Origin of the sequence: Mesorhizobium sp. YC-39, assembly GCF_025753795.1 — a bacterium.
In the GTDB taxonomy this organism is placed as follows: domain Bacteria; phylum Pseudomonadota; class Alphaproteobacteria; order Rhizobiales; family Rhizobiaceae; genus Mesorhizobium.
This window is the reverse complement of the sequence record NZ_JAOWPS010000003.1, coordinates 735,277-755,330: the sequence shown is the minus strand read 5'-3', so window position 1 is coordinate 755,330 and position 20,054 is coordinate 735,277. Positions and strand designations below refer to the sequence as shown.

The following is a 20,054-nucleotide window of genomic DNA, read 5'->3' as shown; positions in this document are numbered from 1 at the left end:
TCATATTGGGTAGAGCGGCCTTTGCGCGCCCGAAGGGACGCGCGGCGCTTCAGCAGGCTGAGCGCGGGGGAAAAGCAGGAACCATGAACGAACTGAAGCCGGTCCAGAGCGAATTCATCAACGTCGAGACGGCAAGCCCCGAAGGCGGCAATCCGGACCGTTTCGTCAATCGCGAGTTTTCCTGGCTGCAGTTCAACCGGCGCGTCCTTGAGGAATCGCAGAACGTCAATCATCCGCTGCTCGAGCGTGTCCGCTTCCTGTCGATATCGGCGGCCAATCTCGACGAGTTCTTCATGGTCCGCGTCGCCGGCCTCGCCGGCCAGGTGCGCGAGGGTATCGCGCTGAAGAGCCCCGACGGCCGCACGCCCGAGCAGCAGCTCGAACAGTTGCTGCGCGAGGTCGAGCGCCTGCAGGAGGACCAGCAGAGCAGCCTCTCGGCGTTGATGCTGCTGCTCAACAAGGAGGGCATAGAGAGCATCACCCGCGATGGCCTGACCAAGGATGAAAAGACCTGGCTGGAGGACCATTTCCAGGAGCAGGTCTTTCCAGTGCTGACCCCGCTATCGATCGACCCGGCGCATCCATTCCCCTTCATTCCCAATCTCGGCTTCTCGATGGCGCTGCAGTTGCGTCACCGCAAGAATGGCGAGGAGATGAGCGCGCTTTTGCGCCTGCCGGTGGCGCTGAAGCGCTTCATCCGTCTGCCGGACCGCAAGCAGCATGTCCGCTTCATCCCGCTCGAAGAGGCAGTCGGCCTCTATATCGGCAAGCTGTTCCCTGGCTACGAGGTCAAGGGTTCCGGCACGTTCCGCATCATCCGTGACAGCGATATCGAGGTCGAGGAGGAGTCCGAGGATCTCGTGCGCCTGTTCGAGACGGCGCTGAAGCGGCGGCGCCGCGGCTCGGTTATTCGGATCGAGTTCGACATTTTGATGCCCGCCGAACTGCGCGACTTCGTCGCCGGCGAGCTTGGCGTGTCGTCGAGCCGTATCAGCGTGCTCACCGGTCCGCTGGCGCTTAGCCAGATTTCCGAGATCGTCGCCGTCCCCCGCGACGATCTCAAGTTCAGGCCTTACAATCCGCGCTTCCCAGAGCGCATCCGCGAGCATGGCGGCGACTGTTTCGCCGCCATTCGCGAAAAGGACATCGTTGTTCACCACCCGTATGAATCCTTCGACGTGGTCGTGCAGTTCCTGCGCCAGGCGATGGCCGACCCGGAAGTGGTGGCGATCAAGCAGACGCTCTACCGCACCTCCAACGACAGCCCGATCGTGCGCGCTCTGGTCGACGCGGCAGAGGCAGGAAAATCGGTGACGGCGCTGGTCGAGCTCAAGGCCCGCTTCGATGAGGAAGCCAATATCCGCTGGGCGCGCGACCTCGAGCGCGCCGGCGTCCAGGTCGTGTTCGGCTTCCTCGAACTGAAGACCCACGCCAAGATGTCGCTGGTGGTGCGGCGCGAGGACGGCAAGCTGCGCAACTATGTGCATCTCGGCACCGGCAACTACCATCCGGTCACCGCGCGCATCTACACCGACCTGTCCTTCTTCACCACCGATCCGACGATCGCCCGCGATGTCGCCCAGCTGTTCAATTTCATCACCGGCTATGCCGAGCCCGCCGAGGAAATGCGTCTGGCGATCTCGCCTTTCACGCTGCGTAACCGCATCCTCAAGCACATTTCCGACGAGATTGGCCACGCGCTGGAAGGCCGGCCGGCGCGCATCTGGATGAAAATGAATTCGCTCGTCGATCCGATCATCATCGACGCGCTCTATGATGCCAGCCGTGCCGGCGTCGAGATCGACCTCGTCGTGCGCGGCATCTGCTGCCTGAGGCCGCAGGTGCCGGGCCTGTCGGAGAACATCAGGGTCAAGTCGATCGTCGGCCGTTTCCTCGAGCACAGCCGCATCTATTGCTTTGGCAACGGTCATGGCCTGCCGTCGGACGGGGCGATCGTCTACATCTCATCGGCCGACCTGATGCCGCGCAATCTCGATCGCCGCGTCGAGACCATGGTGCCGATCACCAATCCAACTGTGCATGAACAGGTTCTTGGCCAGATCATGCTGGGCAATATCATGGACAACCAGCAAAGTTTCGACGTATTGGCTGACGGAACCTCCCGGCGCGTCGTGCTGGAGGAGGGCGAGGAACCGTTCAACGCGCAGGAATATTTCATGACCAATCCGAGCCTGTCCGGACGGGGCGATGCGCTGAAGTCGCACGCGCCCAAGCGCATCGCGCAGTTCAAGCGCCGCAAGAAAAACGGCGCAGCGACCAGCTGATGATTTCAACGTCCCAGGGCCGGCTTCAGGATCGCCGACCGCTGTCCATCATCGACATCGGGTCGAACTCGATCCGTCTTGTCGTCTATGAGGGGCTGGCGCGCTCGCCGACCACCTTGTTCAACGAAAAGATGCTTGCCGGCCTTGGCCGTGGCATCGTTTCGACCGGAAAGCTCGACCCCGAGGGCGTGACCCGCTCGATGGAGGAGTTCCGGCGGTTCCGCGCGCTCTCCGAACAGGCCGGCGCCGAGCGCATGTATGTGCTGGCGACCGCCGCTGCCCGCGAGGCGGTCAACGGTCCCGACTTCATCCACCGCGCCGAAGACGTGCTCAAGACCGAAGTCCAGGTACTGAGCGGGCGCCAGGAGGCCCATTATTCGGCGCTCGGCGTCATTTCCGGCTTCCATCCGGCCGACGGCATTGCCGGCGACCTTGGCGGCGGCAGCCTCGAACTGGTCGATGTCGAAGGCGAGGCGATCGGCGACGGCATCACGCTGCCGCTGGGCGGCCTGCGCTTGCAGGATATGGCGAAGAATTCGCTGGCTCAGGCAGCAAAGATCACGCGCGACGAGCTCGCCAAGGCCAAATTGCTGAAAGGCGGGCAGGGCCGGCCATTCTATGCGGTCGGCGGCACCTGGCGAAACCTCGCCCGGCTGCACATGGAAATGACCAACTATCCGCTGGCCGTCATGCACCATTACGAGATCGGCATCGACAGCGCTGCCAGCTTCCTCAAGCAGGTGGCCAAGGGCGAGATCGAGAAGGTGAAGGGTATCGAGGGCGTCTCGAAGAACCGCCGCTCGCTGCTGCCTTACGGCGCCATCGTGCTGCAGGAGATCATGGCGGTGATGCAGCCGTCCAGGATCATCGTCTCGGCACTCGGCGTGCGCGAAGGCTTTCTCTATTCGCTGCTCGATAAGACCGAGCAGAAGGCCGATCCGCTGATTTCCGCCTCGGAGGAACTCGCCCGGCTGCGCTCGCGCTCAGTCACCCATGCGCATGAGCTGGTCGAATGGACGGGCAAGACCTTTGCCGCCTTCGGGCTGGACGAGACCGAGAACGAGACGCGCTACCGACAGGCGGCTTGCCTGCTTGCCGACATCGGTTGGCGCGCGCATCCCGAATATCGCGGCAGGCAGTCGCTCAACATCATCGCTCACGCCTCCTTCATCGGCGTCGACCATCCCGGCCGCGCCTTCCTGGCGCTGACCAATGCCTATCGCCACGATGGTATCTTCAACGAATCCATCGCGCCCGAAATCAAGGCGTTGGCGAGCCCGCGCTACCTCGAGCGCGCCCGTGTGCTGGCCGCCACGATGCGCGTCGTCTACCTGCTGACCGCGGCGATGCCTGGCGTCATGCCGCGGCTGAAATGGGAAAATCGCGCCAATGGGGCGTTGGCGCTGGTGCTGCCGGCGCCGCTGGCCGACCTTTACGGTGAGCGGCCGGCCGGGCGCCTGGCGCAACTGGCGAGAGTAACCAACCGCCGGCTGGTGCTGGCGGTAGAGGGTGGCGCTGGCGTTTCGGTGAAATAGGTCGTTTCGGTCACGTGACGTCGGCGCCGATTCCAAACGCTCGACCGTCGATTGAGTACGCCCCGGCGCCTGCCATCGCCAGCGCCAGAAAACCGCCAGCGATGGCAATGTCCTTCATCAGCATCTGTGAATGCAGGAACGTCAGCGTCGGATCGCCGCCGCCTTGGCCGTAATGGCCAATGAAGCCGGCGGCAATGCAAAAGGCGGCGAGCAGCGGCGCCACGATCGGCGTCTTGAAACCGACTGCTATGGCGAGCCCGGCGATCAGCTCGAACAGGCCGGTCGCCCAGGCCACAAGCGTCGGCAGCGGCAGGCCGAGCCCGGCAAAATAGCCTGAGGTGCCGGCAATATCGGCAAGCGCGTGGAATCCGGACGGGACAAACAGCGCGGCGAGCAGCAGCCGGGACATGAGAAGCAGCACATTACGAGGCATGGTCACCTCCGTTTCGGCGGACGGGTTGGCCTGTTCAGGTATCCAGTCTAGCAGACACTGCAGGTCGGGGCGCATGCACAGACAACGAAAAAGGGGCGCGGAAAATTCCGCGCCCCTTTTGCCGTGGAAATCTCCGGTCTGTTTTAGCCGCGCTTGGCGTCGACCGAGAGCGAGCCGGCGCCCGAGGAAGCCAGCACGAGGAAGCCGCCGGCAATCCCCAGGTTCTTCATGAAGCTGATCATCTGCATTTGATCGGCCCAGCCGGTATGGGCAACCAGGCCCGTGGCGACGGTGAAGATCGCCAGCACCCAGGCTGCGATTCGCGTCTGGAAGCCGACCAGGATGGCAAGGCCGCCGACCAGCTCGATCAGGCCGACGACAATGGCGGTTACGGTCGGCAGCGGCAGACCGAGGCTGCCGAAATAGCCAGCGGTGCCGGCAATCGCGGTGAGCTTGCCGAAACCGGAAAGCAGGAAAATGACGGACAGCAGGATGCGGCCGAGCAGGATCGTGACGGAATTGTTGGATGTGGTGCCGGAAGCGGCAACTGAAGTGTTGATGGACATGGCGGGTCTCTCCGGAAGGTTACAATCCCTCCTGAGATAGAGGAGCCCGACTGTTCACCAAAGACGTCGATCTGGCGACAGATCGTTCACATGGTTACATCGACGATACTAGCTTACCCCGGATGCGTCATGTCTTCCGGCCGCACTAGCCGGTCGTAATCGGCCTCGCTGACCAGCCCGGTGGCCAAAGCCTCCTCGCGCAGCGTGGTTCCGTTCTTGTGCGCGGTCTTGGCGATCTTGGCGGCGTTGTCGTAGCCGATGGTCGGCGCCAGCGCCGTCACCAGCATCAGCGAGCGGTTGAGCGCCGCCTTGATATTGTCCTCCCGCGCCTCGATGCCGACGACGCAATTGTCGGTGAACGAGATCGAGGCGTCGGCCAGAAGCTGCACCGACTGCAAGAAATTATAGGCCATCAGCGGATTGTATACGTTGAGCTCGAAATGGCCCTGGCTGCCGGCGAAGGTCACCGCGGCATTGTTGCCGAACACCTGGATGCAGACCTGCGTCAACGCCTCGCACTGGGTCGGGTTGACCTTGCCAGGCATGATCGAGGAGCCCGGCTCGTTTTCCGGCAGCGACAATTCGCCGAGGCCGGAGCGCGGGCCGGAGCCGAGCAGACGGATGTCGTTGGCGATCTTGAACAGGGCGCCGGCGCAGGCGTTGATGGCGCCATGCGAAAACACCATGGAATCATGGGCCGCCAGCGCCTCGAACTTGTTCGGCGCGGTGACGAAAGCGATGCCGGTGATGGCGGCGATACGGTCCGCCACCCTTTCGGCGAAGCCGACCGGGGCGTTGAGCCCGGTGCCGACGGCCGTGCCGCCCTGCGCCAGTTCCTGCAGGCCGGGCAGCGTCAACTCGATGCGCTTGATCGACGATGCGACCTGCGCGGCATAGCCGGAGAATTCCTGGCCAAGCGTCAGCGGCGTGGCGTCCTGGGTGTGGGTGCGGCCGATCTTGATGATGTGAGCGAACGCCTTTGTCTTGGCCTCGAGTGCTTTGTGCAGATGCTTCAGCGCTGGCAAGAGGTCGTGCACGATGCGCTCCGCGCAGGCGATATGCATGGCCGTCGGATAGGTGTCATTCGACGACTGGCTCATATTGACATGGTCGTTGGGGTGCACCGGCTTCTTCGACCCCAGGACGCCTCCCAAAAGTTCGATCGCCCGGTTGGAAATCACCTCATTGGCGTTCATGTTGGACTGCGTACCCGAGCCAGTCTGCCAGACGACCAGCGGGAAGTGCTCGTTCAGCTTGCCGTCGATGACCTCCTGCGAGGCTTCGATGATGACCTTGCCGATCGCCGGATCGAGCCGCTTCAGCTCCATATTGGCTTCGGCAGCCGCCCGCTTGACGATGCCAAGCGCGCGCACGATCGAGACCGGTTGCTTTTCCCAGCCGATCTTGAAGTTGCCAAGCGAACGCTGCGCCTGCGCGCCCCAATAACGGTCGGCGGCGACCTCGATGGGACCGAATGTATCGGTTTCGGTTCTGGTCTTTGGCGCGCTCACTTGTCTCTCCGGTCTGTCGAATTCGGCAACGGCGTATCGCGTTGCACAAAAGGCTTCAAGCGGAGATTGCGGACGCCGGTGATGCAAATCGGTTGAAGGCGCTGGCATCTCCCCCTCGAGGGCAGGGCTATCGCATATGGCAGCGCCAGCCCCCACTCCGGCCGCTGCGCGGCCACCTCTCCCCCATGTCCATGGGGGAGAGGAAACCCAAGCTTTTCAAGGCAGCAACCTCGGCGGTTGGCATTTCCTCTTCCCCCACGAATGTGGGGGAGAGGTGGCTCGGCGAAGCCGAGACGGAGTGGGGGAGCGCCATATGCGATGGCCCTGCCCTCGAGGGGGAGATGTCGCCGAAGGCGACAGAGGGGGTCCGTGCGACTTGGCGCGACTCTCCTTATCGACAGAGGAGGGGCTGGTGCTCTACGCGAGGCGACCCCCTCTGGCCTGCCGGCCATCTCCCCCTCGAGGGGGGAGATAAGCAGCTCCCAGTCGCGCCTCGTGACGGCTGGAGCGCCGCATGCCGGCAGCCAAGGTCAAGCCGTCGGCCTATCTCAGCGTATGAACTTCAACCGAGCAGCGATTGCGCGGTCGGCGACAGCCGCAAAGTCTCGATCGGTCTTGCCAGGTCTGCTTGTAGCGCCTGCCATTCGGGCGAGGCCGCAAGGGCCGCTTCATGGCGGGCATGCGCCTCGATGCTGTTGAAACCGGTGACGGCGAGGAAGACATTTTCGCCAGCCCGAACCGGCAGGCGCGGAAAGCTGTTCTCGGCATGCTCGCTGACGAAGGCGCCCAGCAGTTTTGCACCGAGTGCATCAAGCACCGGCACGGCTTCGGTCGCGAAGTCTTTGGCAAAATCGGTCTCCGTGCCCGGTCGCAAATGATGAATCCGGATGACAACAATGTCCGCCAAGCGGCTGTCCCCGCTTGTCTTTTCGTTGCCGGGAAAACCTGCTCGTCGCGAACCCGGCAGATCGAAGCCAGCGCCTGGCCATGCTGGTTTCAGCAACAACACATCGTCTGACGAGATCATCGTCGCGTTGGCGGCGTCGCGCCAGGCAGCCCATACCGGCCCTCCGTAGAAGGCGGTCAGTGCGTCCTTCCTCGCAACCATGCCGTCGAAGCCGCGCAGCCAGACGAACATATCGGGGCGGTCGAGATCGCGGAACTGGCCGATGATGGTCATCCCGGCCGCCTCCTGGCCCTCGATCAGCTTGCCGTCGAAGATGCCGATCAGCGTCTCGCGCTGGCCGGGTTTCAGCACATATTGCCTGAGTTCGACGACAGGCGAGGCGTTGAGGCGGGATTTCGGCGGCGCATTCAGGGGCAGGTTCATCGCTCGACTCCAAAACAGGGTGATCATCCTGTTTTTAAAACAGACCGGTTGTCCTGTTTTGTCAATCTGCTATCTCTAGGAGATGTCAGCAGAGAACAAGTCTCCCGCAACACGGCGGCACAAAAAACGCACCAACGATCCCGAAGGCATGCGCAAACGCGTGCTCGATGTCGCCGAAGCATCGTTCCAGGCGCGCGGCTATCACGCCTCAAGCATCGGCGACCTGATGGCTGCGGCAGGCGTCACCGGTGGCGCGCTGCACCACCATTTCCCCACCAAGAAGGCACTGGCACTGGCCGTGATCGAGGAGCGGGTGGCGGCCGCCGTCGAAGAGACCTGGATCGCGCCGATGCAGGCGGCGGGCTCGGCCCGCGAGGGCGTGCGCACGGTGTTCGAGGCCGTGGCGACAGAGCTGGAACGGCAAGGTTTCGTGCGCGGCTGCCAGCTCAACAATCTGGCGCATGAATTATCGCTCGCCGATCCGGATTTCCGTATCGCCCTTGCCGGCATCTTTGCCGCATGGCGCCAGGCCATCGCCGACAAGGTCGGAGCAGACCAGCAGGCAGGCGGGGAGCAAGGCACCGATGCGCAGCGCTTCGCGGCACTCGCGGTGGCTACCTATTCCGGCGCCATGTCGATGGCCAAGACAGCGCAGGACGCCGGCGTGCTGCGCGATTGCCTGAACGCGCTGGAGCAGGGAGCTTCCCCAACCTCCAGGAGCGGAGCGAAGCGACGTCGCCGGGTGCTGCTGGCGCCAAGATCCCTTTGATGCCGAGGTGACGGCACGCTGCCTCTGTCCAATCACCTTCAAAGCCCCTATTTCGCCAGCGGCTTTATCACCTCATATCCAACCACGCTTTCGGCGCTTGTGCCCTCGTCATAGCGTTTGGCGAGAACGGCCTGCAGGTCGGGCGCGTAGAGCGCGGTGAATTCATCCAGTGTTTCGCCGTCCTGGTTCTTTGTCGTCTCCTTGACGGCCAGCACATTGTATTTGCAGGAACCCAGGCTGAACGTCTCCTTGCCTCTGACGGCGAGTTCCAGCGTCTCCGTGCCTTTCGGCTGCTTGTTTGGCGCCAGGCGAACGAAAATCGTCTTGCTTTTCGCCCCTGCCTTGAGCGGAAACAGCTTTCTGAGATCGGAAAACGGGATCATCGCAAGCTGACCTGTATTGCTGTCGCGAAACACCTCAATCAGACCGCCAAACAGGAATTGCGTCTGCGGCGAGGCGGATTCGTATGTGTTGGCGATATGCATCATTCCGCCAGCCGCGGGTCGAAACTCACTGCTTATGCCGGGCTTCGAAAGGATGAAACCGGCCTTGGCGGCCTTGGCGTCGATGCATTCGGCGCCGTGCGCGGCGCTCGCCGCAGCGAGGTTGACAAGTGTAATGCCGATGGCGGCAACTCTCATGAGGGCCTCCTCTCTTCTTCACAACTTGGGCGTTAGTCCGAAAGAAATGCCAGACTGACGCCACGCTGTCGATGGCCGGGGAATTCCGTGCGAGACTGGACGGCAGGGCTCTGGTCATGCGAATTTCAGTGCATGAAGAATTGCCGCTCGTCGAAATCGGTCTCCCGGCGCTGCTTCCTGGCGCAAGCGGCAGGGTTTGCTGCAGCAGGCTTCGTTGCGCGCCCGGCGCTCAGTCAGACCGGGCAGCGCATTCAGTCCATCGACGCCACTTTCCTGTTCATCGCCGATGTCCATGCCTGTCGCATGGCCAGCGGCTTGAGCCCGAATTGCCAGCAGGAAGGCAAGACCGACGCTGCCTTGCTGCGCAGTGTCGCCGCTTTGAACGGCATCAGCGACAAGCAATGGCCTGCCGAAATCGGCGGCGTCGCCACCGGCTTGCGCTCGGCCGGCAGCCGCATCGCCACGCCGCTTGGCCTCGTCGTCGGCGGTGACATGACCGACGATGGCGGCGGCCAGATCACAGAGCCAAGCGAGGGCACGCAGCTTCTCCAGTTCAGCCAGCGCTATCAGCAAGGCGTCGGCCCCGATCGCGTGCATATGCCGGTCTATGTCGGGCTCGGCAACCATGATCTCGACCAGAATGGCCCGCCACCTCATGTCGACTGGTATCGGCGCGAATTGCGCGACTATGTCGAAGTCAACCACCGCCCGGGCGTGTTTTTCAAGCCGCCGGTGCCGGCGACCGAATACGATGTCGACACCGACTGCTATTCCTGGGACTGGGGTGGCCTGCATCTTATCCAGACGCACCGCTTCGCCGGCGACACCGGCCACGGCGCGGTCTCCAGCCTGCCATGGCTGAAGCAGGATCTGGCTACCTATGCCGGCGACGGCCGCCCCGTCATCCTGTTCCAGCACTATGGCTGGGATACCTTCTCCATTGAACGGTGGGATCCGGCCAAAACGACCTTTGACGATGATGGCGCCGGCGCGCCGCACTGGTGGAGCGAAGCGGACCGGCAGGCGCTGCTGGCAACGCTGAAGGGCTATAATGTCATCGCCATCTTTCACGGCCACCAGCATGAGGTGCCTATGATCTATCGCGCCGACGGAGTCGATCTGTTCAAGCCGAAAGCCGCCTATATGGGCGGCTTCGCGCTGGCGCGGGTGACCAATGACAGCATGGATGTGGTGCTGGGCGAGGCAACCGGCGACCACGGCGAAGTCGCCTTCACCAACGCTTTCTCAAAGAGCTTCTAGTGCATGTCGCGCAAAAGTGCACAGCGGTTTTGCGATAACGACATGCACAGGAACAAGAAGCATAACAAAAAAGGCAGCCTAAGCCGCCTTCGTTGTCGCCGTGGGGCAAATACCTAATCAGAGCGCCTTCTTCACCTTGTCCTTCACGTCGCCATAGGCCTTCTGCACCTTGCCGGCCATCTTGTCGGCTGCGCCCTCGGCCTCGGTCTGCCGGTTGCCGGTGGCCTTGCCGGCGGTTTGCTTGACCGAGCCCTTGACCTGCTTGGCCACGCCCGCAACCTGATCCTTGTTCACCATTGTCCGCATCTCCTGGGATTTTCGGGGATTTCGTCCGCAAAGGGCAAACGGGTCGGTGCGACTTCGGTTCCATGCCTTGCAATCTGTTACAAGGCGACCGGTTGCGCCGGACGCGGCAATGCGGCTAGGTTCTGCCCCGGCTTGCGTGTGAGGGCAGGCTGGGGGAGTTCGATGCGGTTTCGCCTTGTCTGTGTCGTTGTGGCCTCCGTGCTTCTGGCCGGCTGCGTCGCCGACGATGTCGGGCCGATCAACGTCTTCACGCCCGAAGCCGGCCAGCCGTCGCCGACCTTCCTTCCCGATGCGGGCGACGACGGCTCGACCGTGGTCGGTCTCGCCTTTTCCGGCGGTGGTACAAGGGCTGCGGCCTTCTCCTACGGTGTCTTGCGGGCGCTGGATGATATCGTCATCGACGAGCAGCCACGGCGGCGCACCCTGGTCGATGATGTCAGGATGATCTCGGGTGCGTCCGGTGGCGCGGTGGCTGCTGCCTATTTCGGCTACAAGGGCAAGGACGGCTACCGCGATTTTCGCGAGCGCTTCCTGATCCAGAACGCGGAAGCCAACCTCAGGGAAAGGATTTCGCCGGTCAATCTCGTGCGCGCCTACTATGGCGGCGTCAACGACCGCAGCGGCTTCGCCAAATGGCTGAACGACCATCTCTTCGACGGCGCGACATTCGACGCTTTCCGCAGGCCCGGCGGCCCTATCGTCTGGATCAATGCTACCGACATCTACAACCGCACGCCGTTCCTGTTCACCTACGACACTTTCGCGGCTCTGTGCAGCGACCTCGACAAGGTGCGGCTTGCCGATGCGGTGGCGGCCTCCGCCGCGGTGCCGGTCGTCTTCGCGCCGATCGTCGTCGCCGCCACCAGCCCGGATTGCGGTTACCACCGGCCGCAATGGCTGAGCCAGGCGCTTGCCGACCACAACGCTTCGCTGAGGTTGAAGGCTTACGCCGCCGCGCTCGATGCCTATCAGAATGCCGGCCCGCACGACTATGTGAAGCTGCTGGACGGTGGCCTGACAGACAATATCGGCGTCACCGGCTTCGCGCTCGAACGCTACGCCGCCGGTACGCCTTACGGCCCGCTGTCGCCGTCGGCCGCCGTTCGGCTGACGACGCTGCTCTTCATCGTCGCTGATGCCGGCAGTGGCAGCGACCGCAGCTGGGCCAAGTCGCTGCACGGGCCGAAGGCCAGCGAACTGCTCGACGTCACGACCAGCACCACGCTCGCCGCCTCGGTGCGCGACGAATTCGATGCGCTGACGCTGGCTGTCTCGCAATGGAAAGGCGAACTCGTCCGCTATCGCTGCGGCCTGCCTGCCTCGACCGTCTCCGCCTATCGCGGCTCGGCGGCCGGCTGGAACTGCCGCGATGTCCGGCTCGTGGTCCAGCATCTGTCCTTCGCCGATGTCGACAAGGCAACGGAGGTCAAGCTGAACGCCATCCCGACCAGGCTGAGGCTGCCGGTCGAGCAGGTCGATCTCACCATTGAGGCCGGCCGCAAGGCGGTCCTGGTCAATGCGGATATCGCCAAGGCGGTCGCTGCCATTCGTGCTCGCACCGGTGTCGCACCGGCAGCACAAATAGCTGCGGCACAGGCAGATTAGAGCGACGTGCGGCCACTTCCGAAAATCGATTCCGATTTTCGGGCCGATGCGATAAGCCAACGCGCTCAACACGGAGAGACCACCTTGGCTGAATTCACACTCTTCATCGGCAACAAATGCTTTTCGTCATGGTCGCTCAGGCCATGGGTGGCGATGAAGCATCTGGAGATCCCGTTCGAGGAGGGTTTCGTGCGCCTGCGCACGCCGCAAACCGCTGCCAACCTGGCCAAGGTATCTCCCACCGGGCTGGTACCGGTGCTGAATCACAAACTGTCGAATGGCGGGGCCAGGATCATCTGGGAAACCCTTGCGATCCTTGAATACCTTGCCGATCTCTATCCTGAGAAGAAGTTGTGGCCGGTCGATATCGAAGCCCGCGCACTGGCGCGCTCGGTGGCGACCGAGATGCATTCCGGCTTTCGCGAAGTGCGTTATGGCTGGCCGATGAATCTGCGCCGGCCAAAAGCTCACAAGCTGCTCGATGCCGAAGGCGAAGCGCAACGGACGCGCATCGAGGCGATCTGGCGCCAGTGCCGGGAGCAATATGGCAAGGGCGGGCCGTTCCTGTTCGGTCATTTTACCGCGGCCGATGCGATGTACGCGCCAATCGTCACCCGCTTCGACACTTATGGTGGCGAGCTGGCGCCAGTCACCCGCGCCTATGTCGACGCCGTGCTGGCGACGCCGGCGATGCGGCACTGGTATGCGGAGGCTGCCAAGGAGACCTGGCCAGAGCCTGGCCCACACGAACAGGACTGATGACGGGACTTCAAGAATGCCGTTCGCGACCTATCTGAAGGGGCGGGCCGGGCACTTGGAGATTTCTCATGACATCCGCTAATTCCCCACTTGCCGGCAAGGTCGGCCTCGTCACCGGCGCATCATCGGGCATCGGCGAGGCAACGGCCGCCGCACTCGCCGCCGCCGGGGCAAAGGTGGCGGTTGCCGCCCGCCGCGTTGATCGCCTCGAAGCGCTGGCCGCACGCATCGAGAAGGCCGGTGGCACGGCCCTTCGCATCGAGGCCGACGTCACCAACGCCGGCGATGTTACCGCCATGGTCGATAAGGTCGTTTCCGATTGGGGCCGTCTCGACATCCTCGTCAACAATGCCGGTATCATGCTTTTGTCGTCTGCGGCGGAAGCGACACTCGACGACTGGCGCCGCATGGTCGAGCTCAATCTGCTGGCGCTGATGGGCGTCACCAAGGCGGCACTTCCGCATCTGAAGGCGGCCAAAGGCCATATCGTCAATGTCTCGTCGGTCGCCGGCCGCGTCGCCAATCCCGGCGCCAGCGGCTATGCCGCGACCAAGTTCGGCGTCGTCGGCTTTTCCGAATCGCTGCGCCGCGAAGTCTATGCCGACAAGGTCCGCGTCACCGTCATCGAACCCGGCCTGGTGCGCACCGAGCTTGGCGACCACATCACCAATGCGGCGTTCAAGGCCGATCTGGGCAAGCGGCTCGCCACCATGGAGGCGCTGACCGCCGAGGATATAGCGGCCGCCATCCTCTACGCGGTGAGCCAGCACCCGCGCGTCAACGTCAACGAGATCGTCATCCGCCCGACCGATCAGGAACGCTGAGCAGCTCGGCTTTCGCTACAACGATTTGTTCGGCCCATACAAGAACGCCCCTCGCGCGTTTTATTGCACGGGAGGCGTCCTTTGTGTCAGCCTTTCCTGGATTGCTCTCATGAACTGCTGACGATACGCAAAATGCACGGATGCTAAAATGGTTCCCGGCAGGCGCGATTTTTTTGGGGCGCTGACGCCGGCCAGATCCGTCGTTGGGCCACTGCTGGGACAAGCTCGCGGTGACCCTGTTCGCCGGGCGGCGAAACCAAAAATTGACACGGTGTCAAAAGAAGTCTATAAGAAGTTTGTCGATATTTGTTTGACCGACTTTTGTTATCCGCGCACGCATGCGCGCCTTTGACGAACTTCTCCCATCAAAAATCGAGACAAACGCTGTTGTGCAGTCGCGCGACGGCGAACGAATATTTGCCAGGGAAAGGGTTCTTCATGTCCACCGGCACAGTTAAATGGTTCAACGCTACAAAGGGTTTTGGTTTTATTCAGCCTGACGATGGCTCGGCAGACGTTTTCGTCCACATCTCGGCCGTCGAGCGCGCCGGCATGCGCGATATCGTCGAAGGCCAGAAGCTCGGCTACGAGATGGTCCGCGACAACAAGTCGGGCAAGATGTCGGCCGACCAGTTGAAAGCGGCGTAAAACGATTCAGCCTCGCCGGTGACCACGGATGTACTGGCACCGGTGATTGGCGGAGGAGGGGTCAGGCAATGCCTGGCCTTTTTCCGTTTCAGGCACAGATCAAAAGAGCACCGCCCGTCCGCCTGGATGTGCTAAGACGTTTAGACAATTTGAATCCGACGCCGTATTGCTTTGTGCCTGGTCTTGGCCGAAAGACCGGTCTTGCATGTTTCGGCATCACGCTCCGGACAGGAGGAAGACTTTGACCGCCCCTTCGAACAAATCCCGCGATCAGGCCGAATCCATTTTCAGCAAGACCCGCACCCAATCCATGTCGCTTAACCGCATCATTTCCGAGCAGGATGCAGTCAGCCAGGCCCGGGAAGCCAAGACGGCCCGGCTGCGCGAACTGCGTCTGGAGAGGGAAGCCGAAGACATGGCTGCCGCCGCGGCCCTTGCCGCCTCGCCGAAACGCGCGGGCAGACGTTGATGGCCACCAAGCGCGTGCCGCAAACCCCGATCGCCGCCGATGCGACCATCGCCGACATGGTCGGTGCCCTGGACAAGCCGGTCGAATATGTCCGGCGTGTGCTGGAAAAGCTGGAGCGCTGCAAGCGCGCCCATGGCGACGCCCAGGTGCGGGTCGGCGTGCGCGGCCGAGCCGAGGCCCCGAACTATCTGATCGAATATGCGCGGGAAAATGCCAAGACCCGTGAGCGTGAGACCTATCAGGATGCCGCCTATAGCGGCAGCACGCATCGCGAGCTGGCGCCGCATCATATCGCGGAGGCCAGGAATTGGTCGCCGGAGGAAATGAACATCACGGCGGTCTCGGCGCTGATCGGGCGCCTGCGCAATCCGCGCGCGCCGTCATCGCGTTTCGCCGACGAGGATTGATATGGCCATCAAGTTTTCCGCCAAGGACCAGCCGCCAGCACCCGCTGCCGCCGCAAAGCCGGCCAAGCCGGCCGCCGCCCTGAAAGCAGGCGAAGCCGCCGAGGCCGCGATCGATCTGTTCGAAACGCCGGCCGAAGTGCCGTCGCGCAAAACCAAGAAGAAGAAATAGCAGCCTTGCCGCGCAACGCCGATCGCAATCCTGTCCGGCCAGGGCAGCTTGCCGTCGCGATCGCCACGGACTTTTCTTCCCTGCAGGAGGCTGCCGCCGCCTCTCTTTTTGACTGCCAGAGCTGTGGCGCCTGCTGCTCCTATTCGGCCGAATGGCCGCGCTTTTCCACTGAGGATGACGCGCAGCTCGACCGGATCCCGCAAAAATATGTCGCGGCCGATGAATCTGGCATGCGCTGCGACGGCGTGCGCTGCTCGGCGCTCTCCGGTGAGGTCGGCAAGCACACTGCTTGCGGTATCTACGAACTCCGCCCGGATGTCTGCCAAGCCTGCATGCCCGGCGGCGACGATTGCCTGATGGCGCGCCAAGCACATGGGCTGCCGCTCTAGCACGGTCTTCTAGCCCCGCTTGTGCGGCGTGCCCTGGCTAGCTACCTTGCCGGCAGGCAGGGCAGCGGAGGATCAATCGTGAGCATCGAATTTCTGTTGACGTCGCTGATTGTCGTGGCCTCGCCCGGCACCGGCGTTCTCTATACGCTGAGCGCCGGTCTTTCGCGTGGTGCCAGAGCCAGCGTCATTGCCGCTTTCGGCTGCACGCTGGGCATCATCCCGCATATGGCGGCCGCCATCACCGGGCTGGCCGCGCTGCTGCACACCAGCGCGGTCGCCTTCGAGACGCTGAAATATCTGGGCGTCGCCTACCTGCTCTACATGGCCTGGAACACGTTGAAGGAAACGGGCGGCTTGAGCGTCGAGCAGAATGTAGCGCCACGCTCGGCCGGCAAGGTGATCACCTCCGGCATACTGATCAACATCCTCAATCCGAAACTGTCGATCTTCTTCTTCGCCTTCCTGCCGCAATTCGTCAGCACCACCGAGCCGCATGCGCTGTCGAAGATGCTCGAACTCTCGAGCGTCTTCATGCTTTTGACCTTCGTCGTCTTTGTCGGTTACGGCATTTTCGCCGCCTCGATCCGCAGCCATGTTGTGTCGCGGCCAAAAGTGCTGACCTGGATGCGCCGCACCTTCGCCGGCGCCTTCGTCATGCTTGGCGCCAAGCTGGCGCTGGCTGAGAGGTAGCGCAGCCGGCGCTACCCCTTGACGTAGCCCATCGCCTCGACGATCCGCCCGCCGGCAACACGCATCAGGTTGACGCCGCGGACGGAATTGCCGTCGGCCATGAAATAGCGCCAGCGGATTGTCGCCCGCTCGCCAGCGACGAAGGTTTCTTCGAGGTCGAAGCGGGTGCCGGCCTGGGTGGCGATCGCCGACCACAACCCGACGCAGGCTTCGCGGCCTGTGTGGCGGGCGCCATCCGGCGCCGGCACGGTGTTCTCGATTACGCAATCCTCAGCCACCAGCTCGGCGAGCGCCGACGGGTCGTGGCGCTGGAACACGTCGTTGAAGCGCCGCATGATCTCTGCCGTTTGCCCGGACAGCTCGTTCGCAGCCCTGTCCATGATAAGCTCCTGTGTCATCTTCATTTCCTGGTTTCATTTACCCTTGACGAGCGTGGCCTTGAGCGTGATCCGGGGCACGCCGGCCAGCGCGCGCGAGACGAGGCAGCCTGCCTTGGCGGACTGCGCAAGGCGCTCGAATTCGTCTTCCGCGAGATCCGCGATTTCCGCCTCGGTTTCGAGCTCGATGCGCGTGATCGTCGGCCCCGCCTCGGTCGCACCGAGATGCACCTTGGCGATGGTGCGGATGCTGTGCGGGATATGGCCGTCCCGGCCGAGGATGGCGGTCAGCGCCATCGAGAAGCAGCCGGCATGCGCGGCGGCGATCAGCTCTTCCGGGTTGGTGCCGGGGCCATTCTCGAAACGCGACGGAAACGAATAGGCGCCTTCGAAGACGCCGCTGCCGAGCCGCAAGCGTCCCGAGCCTTCCTTCAGCGTGCCTTGCCATTCGGCCGAGGCTTCACGGATTGTCATTGGATCTCTCCTTCCGATATATATGGACCGATCTACATATTATATAGACCGGTTGTCATATTCTCGACAAGGCCTATAATGATGTCTCCTGACAGAGGCTGACATGGCAAAAGACACCCGGACCCGCATACTCGAGACGACTGGACTGCTGCTGAGGCAGCGGGGCTATCACGGCACCTCGCTCAACGACATATTGAGCGCCAGCGCAGCACCACGTGGCTCGCTCTACTTCCATTTTCCGGGCGGCAAGGACCAGTTGGTCATCGAGGTGACGCGCGACAGCATCGCCAGGGTGACGGAGGGGCTCACCGAGGCGCTCGCCGCCGAGCGCGATCCGGCGGTGGCCGTTCATCATATCTATCAGTCGGTGGCGCGCATGCTGGAGGACAGCCAGTTCTCAATCGGCTGTCCGATCGCACCTGTCGTGCTGGATTCGCCGACGCCGGAACTGGCGGAACTGTGCCGCACGGCCTTCGAGCAATGGATAGGCCTGCTGCGGGAGGCCTTCGTCAGGGCAGGGGTGCCGGAGCGCCGCGCGCACGTTCTGGCGCTGCTTGTCGAATCCTCGCTGGAAGGGCTGATGGTGATCGCGCGCGCCACCCGCGACCGTGCCCCGGTGCTGGCGGTGGCCGACGAGGTCGCGGCGCTGATCGAAGCCGCCGTGCTTGCCGGCCAAGCGCGGCGGCGCGCTGATGCGGCCGTGTGAGGAATAAGTGACCGAGGTGTAGGCAAAAAAGGGCGCCTTTCAGCGCCCTTTCCGTAATTAAAGCTGACAGGGGCTGGATTAGAAATCCATACCGCCGCTCAAGCCCGCTTGCGGGCTTGAGCAATGTTGGTTGATGGACGTGCTTTATGGAGTTCACATTGCGAATGATCTTGTCCGAAAAGTCTGCAACTTTTCGGGATCATTCGGCAATTAGAAGTCCATGCCGCCCATGCCGCCCATGCCGCCGCCAGGCATACCGCCCGGCATGCCGCCAGCCGACTCCTTCTTGGGAGCCTCGGCGATCATGGCTTCGGTGGTGACCAAGAGGCCGGCAACCGAGGCCGCGTCCTGGAGAGCCGTGCGCACGACCTTGACCGGGTCGACGATACCCATGGCGATCATGTCGCCATATTCGCCGGTCTGGGCGTTGTAACCGTAGGTCGCGCCCTTGTTCTCGAGGATCTTGCCAGCAACGATCGATGCTTCCGCACCGGCGTTGGCCGCGATCTGGCGGGCCGGAGCCTGCAGCGCGCGACGCACGATGTTGATGCCAGCGGTCTGGTCGGAGTTGGCGCCGGTGGCCTTGATGTTCAGCGAAGCGCGCAGCAGGGCGACGCCGCCGCCGGGAACGATGCCTTCTTCGACGGCCGCGCGGGTCGCGTTGAGAGCGTCGTCGACGCGGTCCTTCTTTTCCTTGACTTCGACCTCGGTCGCACCGCCGACGCGGATCACCGCAACGCCGCCCGCCAGCTTGGCGAGACGTTCCTGCAGCTTCTCCTTGTCGTAGTCCGAGGTGGTCTCCTCGATCTGCTGCTTGATCTGGGCGACGCGGCCCTGGATCTCGGCCTTCTTGCCGGCGCCGTCGACGATGGTGGTGTTCTCCTTGGAGATCGACACCTTCTTGGCGCGGCCGAGCATGTTGAGGCCGACATTCTCGAGCTTGATGCCGAGGTCTTCGGAAATGACCTGGCCACCGGTGAGGATGGCGATGTCTTCCAGCATGGCCTTGCGGCGATCACCGAAGCCCGGTGCCTTGACGGCGGCGATCTTCAGGCCGCCACGCAGCTTGTTGACGACCAGCGTGGCCAGGGCCTCGCCTTCGACGTCTTCCGAGATGATGACCAGCGGCTTCGAGGTCTGTACGACAGCCTCGAGGATCGGCAGCATGGCCTGCAGGTTGGAGAGCTTCTTCTCGTGGAGAAGGATGTAGGCGTCTTCCAGATCCGCGACCATCTTGTCGGCGTTGGTGACAAAGTAGGGCGAGAGATAGCCGCGGTCGAACTGCATGCCTTCGACGACTTCGAGTTCGGTCTCGGCGGTCTTGGCTTCCTCGACCGTGATGACGCCCTCATTGCCGACCTTCTGCATCGCTTCGGCGATCATCGAGCCGACCGAAGCATCGCCGTTGCCAGCGATCGTGCCGACCTGGGCAACCTCTTCGGAGGTCTTGATCTTCTTGGCGTTCTTGATCAGCGTCGCGACGACGTCGGTGACGGCGAGGTCGATGCCGCGCTTCAGGTCCATTGGGTTCATGCCGGCGGCAACCGCCTTGTGGCCTTCCTGGACGATCGACTGCGCCAGAACGGTCGCGGTCGTGGTGCCGTCGCCGGCGATATCGTTGGTCTTGGAAGCGACTTCGCGGACCATCTGCGCGCCCATGTTCTCGAACTTGTCCTCAAGCTCGATTTCCTTGGCGACGGTGACGCCGTCCTTGGTGATGCGCGGGGCGCCGAACGACTTGTCGATGACGACGTTGCGGCCCTTGGGGCCGAGCGTGACCTTCACCGCGTCGGCGAGGATGTTGACGCCGCGCAGCATGCGCTCACGGGCATCGCGGGAGAATTTTACGTCTTTGGCAGCCATGTTTAACTCCTGGCAGAGGCTCGGATCGAGCCCGAAGA

At 63.0% G+C, this 20,054-nt stretch carries 24 protein-coding genes; 15 read left to right on the top strand and 9 right to left on the bottom strand.

Annotated elements, in window-relative coordinates; all coding sequences use genetic code 11:
- Positions 1–83: 83 nt before the first annotated feature.
- Together OHD62_RS20465 and ppx are read left to right on the top strand one after the other, a co-directional pair.
- A complete protein-coding gene (locus tag OHD62_RS20465) occupies positions 84–2,285 on the top strand; it encodes an RNA degradosome polyphosphate kinase (protein ID WP_263785824.1) in 2,202 nt (733 codons plus the stop codon).
- Positions 2,285–3,820: an exopolyphosphatase gene (ppx, locus tag OHD62_RS20460; RefSeq protein WP_263785822.1), complete on the top strand. Its 1,536-nt coding sequence runs from the start codon at positions 2,285–2,287 to the stop codon at positions 3,818–3,820. Before OHD62_RS20465 ends, ppx begins: the two co-directional genes overlap by 1 nt.
- 10 nt (positions 3,821–3,830) lie before the next feature.
- Here the strand turns inward: ppx and OHD62_RS20455 are convergent, their stop codons facing one another.
- The 4 genes from OHD62_RS20455 to OHD62_RS20440 form a co-directional block, all read right to left on the bottom strand.
- Positions 3,831–4,253, bottom strand: a complete 423-nt coding sequence (locus tag OHD62_RS20455; protein ID WP_263785820.1) for a DoxX family protein — start codon at positions 4,251–4,253, stop codon at positions 3,831–3,833.
- 143 nt (positions 4,254–4,396) lie between these two features.
- A complete protein-coding gene (locus tag OHD62_RS20450; protein WP_263785818.1) occupies positions 4,397–4,819 on the bottom strand; it encodes a DoxX family protein in 423 nt (140 codons plus the stop codon).
- A gap of 113 nt (positions 4,820–4,932) precedes the next feature.
- Positions 4,933–6,330, bottom strand: a complete 1,398-nt coding sequence (gene fumC / locus OHD62_RS20445) for a class II fumarate hydratase (RefSeq protein WP_263785816.1) — start codon at positions 6,328–6,330, stop codon at positions 4,933–4,935.
- A 562-nt stretch (positions 6,331–6,892) separates the two neighbouring features.
- Positions 6,893–7,660 (bottom strand): NIPSNAP family protein, encoded by a 768-nt coding sequence (locus tag OHD62_RS20440; RefSeq protein ID WP_263785814.1) that lies wholly within the window; start codon positions 7,658–7,660, stop codon positions 6,893–6,895.
- Between the two features lie 148 nt (positions 7,661–7,808).
- On the opposite strand from OHD62_RS20440, the gene OHD62_RS20435 reads away from it, so the two are divergent.
- Positions 7,809–8,429 carry a TetR/AcrR family transcriptional regulator gene (locus tag OHD62_RS20435; RefSeq protein ID WP_263785812.1) on the top strand — a complete coding sequence of 207 codons (621 nt, stop codon included), beginning with the start codon at positions 7,809–7,811 and terminating at the stop codon, positions 8,427–8,429.
- Between the two features lie 47 nt (positions 8,430–8,476).
- Here OHD62_RS20435 and OHD62_RS20430 read toward each other — a convergent pair whose 3' ends face one another.
- Positions 8,477–9,070 (bottom strand): hypothetical protein, encoded by a 594-nt coding sequence (locus OHD62_RS20430; RefSeq protein WP_263785808.1) that lies wholly within the window; start codon positions 9,068–9,070, stop codon positions 8,477–8,479.
- Positions 9,071–9,202: 132 nt separating this feature from the next.
- On the opposite strand from OHD62_RS20430, the gene OHD62_RS20425 reads away from it, so the two are divergent.
- Positions 9,203–10,330, top strand: a complete 1,128-nt coding sequence (locus tag OHD62_RS20425; protein ID WP_263785806.1) for a metallophosphoesterase — start codon at positions 9,203–9,205, stop codon at positions 10,328–10,330.
- Between the two features lie 117 nt (positions 10,331–10,447).
- Here the strand turns inward: OHD62_RS20425 and OHD62_RS20420 are convergent, their stop codons facing one another.
- Complete coding sequence (locus OHD62_RS20420) at positions 10,448–10,636, bottom strand: CsbD family protein (protein ID WP_263785804.1); 189 nt, start codon at positions 10,634–10,636, stop codon at positions 10,448–10,450.
- A gap of 162 nt (positions 10,637–10,798) precedes the next feature.
- Here OHD62_RS20420 and OHD62_RS20415 point away from each other — a divergent pair, with 162 nt between their 5' ends.
- The 10 genes from OHD62_RS20415 (at position 10,799) to OHD62_RS20370 (ending at position 16,596) form a co-directional block, all read left to right on the top strand.
- On the top strand, positions 10,799–12,241 hold the full coding sequence (locus OHD62_RS20415) for a patatin-like phospholipase family protein (protein WP_263785802.1): 1,443 nt from the start codon (positions 10,799–10,801) through the stop codon (positions 12,239–12,241).
- Between the two features lie 84 nt (positions 12,242–12,325).
- Positions 12,326–13,000: a glutathione S-transferase family protein gene (locus tag OHD62_RS20410; protein ID WP_263785801.1), complete on the top strand. Its 675-nt coding sequence runs from the start codon at positions 12,326–12,328 to the stop codon at positions 12,998–13,000.
- Positions 13,001–13,068: 68 nt separating this feature from the next.
- Positions 13,069–13,824 carry an SDR family NAD(P)-dependent oxidoreductase gene (locus OHD62_RS20405; RefSeq protein ID WP_263785799.1) on the top strand — a complete coding sequence of 252 codons (756 nt, stop codon included), beginning with the start codon at positions 13,069–13,071 and terminating at the stop codon, positions 13,822–13,824.
- 148 nt (positions 13,825–13,972) lie between these two features.
- Entirely contained in the window at positions 13,973–14,176 is a 204-nt protein-coding gene (locus OHD62_RS20400) for a hypothetical protein (protein WP_263785797.1), read from the top strand.
- A gap of 86 nt (positions 14,177–14,262) precedes the next feature.
- Positions 14,263–14,472, top strand: a complete 210-nt coding sequence (locus OHD62_RS20395; RefSeq protein ID WP_010915421.1) for a cold-shock protein — start codon at positions 14,263–14,265, stop codon at positions 14,470–14,472.
- Between the two features lie 241 nt (positions 14,473–14,713).
- Positions 14,714–14,941, top strand: a complete 228-nt coding sequence (locus OHD62_RS20390; RefSeq protein ID WP_263785621.1) for a hypothetical protein — start codon at positions 14,714–14,716, stop codon at positions 14,939–14,941.
- The gene (locus OHD62_RS20385; RefSeq protein WP_263785619.1) at positions 14,941–15,348 is read left to right on the top strand and encodes a hypothetical protein; all 408 of its coding nucleotides are present in this window, start codon (positions 14,941–14,943) and stop codon (positions 15,346–15,348) included. The genes OHD62_RS20390 and OHD62_RS20385 overlap by 1 nt, the downstream gene beginning before the upstream one ends.
- Position 15,349: 1 nt before the next feature.
- A complete protein-coding gene (locus OHD62_RS20380; RefSeq protein ID WP_263785617.1) occupies positions 15,350–15,517 on the top strand; it encodes a hypothetical protein in 168 nt (55 codons plus the stop codon).
- A 5-nt stretch (positions 15,518–15,522) separates the two neighbouring features.
- Positions 15,523–15,906 carry a YkgJ family cysteine cluster protein gene (locus OHD62_RS20375; RefSeq protein ID WP_263785615.1) on the top strand — a complete coding sequence of 128 codons (384 nt, stop codon included), beginning with the start codon at positions 15,523–15,525 and terminating at the stop codon, positions 15,904–15,906.
- Between the two features lie 78 nt (positions 15,907–15,984).
- The gene (locus OHD62_RS20370) at positions 15,985–16,596 is read left to right on the top strand and encodes a LysE family translocator (RefSeq protein WP_263785612.1); all 612 of its coding nucleotides are present in this window, start codon (positions 15,985–15,987) and stop codon (positions 16,594–16,596) included.
- 11 nt (positions 16,597–16,607) lie between these two features.
- Here OHD62_RS20370 and OHD62_RS20365 read toward each other — a convergent pair whose 3' ends face one another.
- Entirely contained in the window at positions 16,608–16,994 is a 387-nt protein-coding gene (locus OHD62_RS20365) for a nuclear transport factor 2 family protein (protein ID WP_263785610.1), read from the bottom strand.
- Positions 16,995–17,009: 15 nt separating this feature from the next.
- Positions 17,010–17,447 carry an OsmC family protein gene (locus tag OHD62_RS20360; protein ID WP_263785608.1) on the bottom strand — a complete coding sequence of 146 codons (438 nt, stop codon included), beginning with the start codon at positions 17,445–17,447 and terminating at the stop codon, positions 17,010–17,012.
- A gap of 103 nt (positions 17,448–17,550) precedes the next feature.
- Here OHD62_RS20360 and OHD62_RS20355 point away from each other — a divergent pair, with 103 nt between their 5' ends.
- Entirely contained in the window at positions 17,551–18,153 is a 603-nt protein-coding gene (locus OHD62_RS20355; protein ID WP_263785606.1) for a TetR/AcrR family transcriptional regulator, read from the top strand.
- Between the two features lie 210 nt (positions 18,154–18,363).
- On the opposite strand, the gene groL is transcribed toward OHD62_RS20355, so the two are convergent.
- Entirely contained in the window at positions 18,364–20,016 is a 1,653-nt protein-coding gene (gene groL, locus OHD62_RS20350) for a chaperonin GroEL (protein WP_263785604.1), read from the bottom strand.
- Positions 20,017–20,054 lie beyond the last annotated feature (38 nt).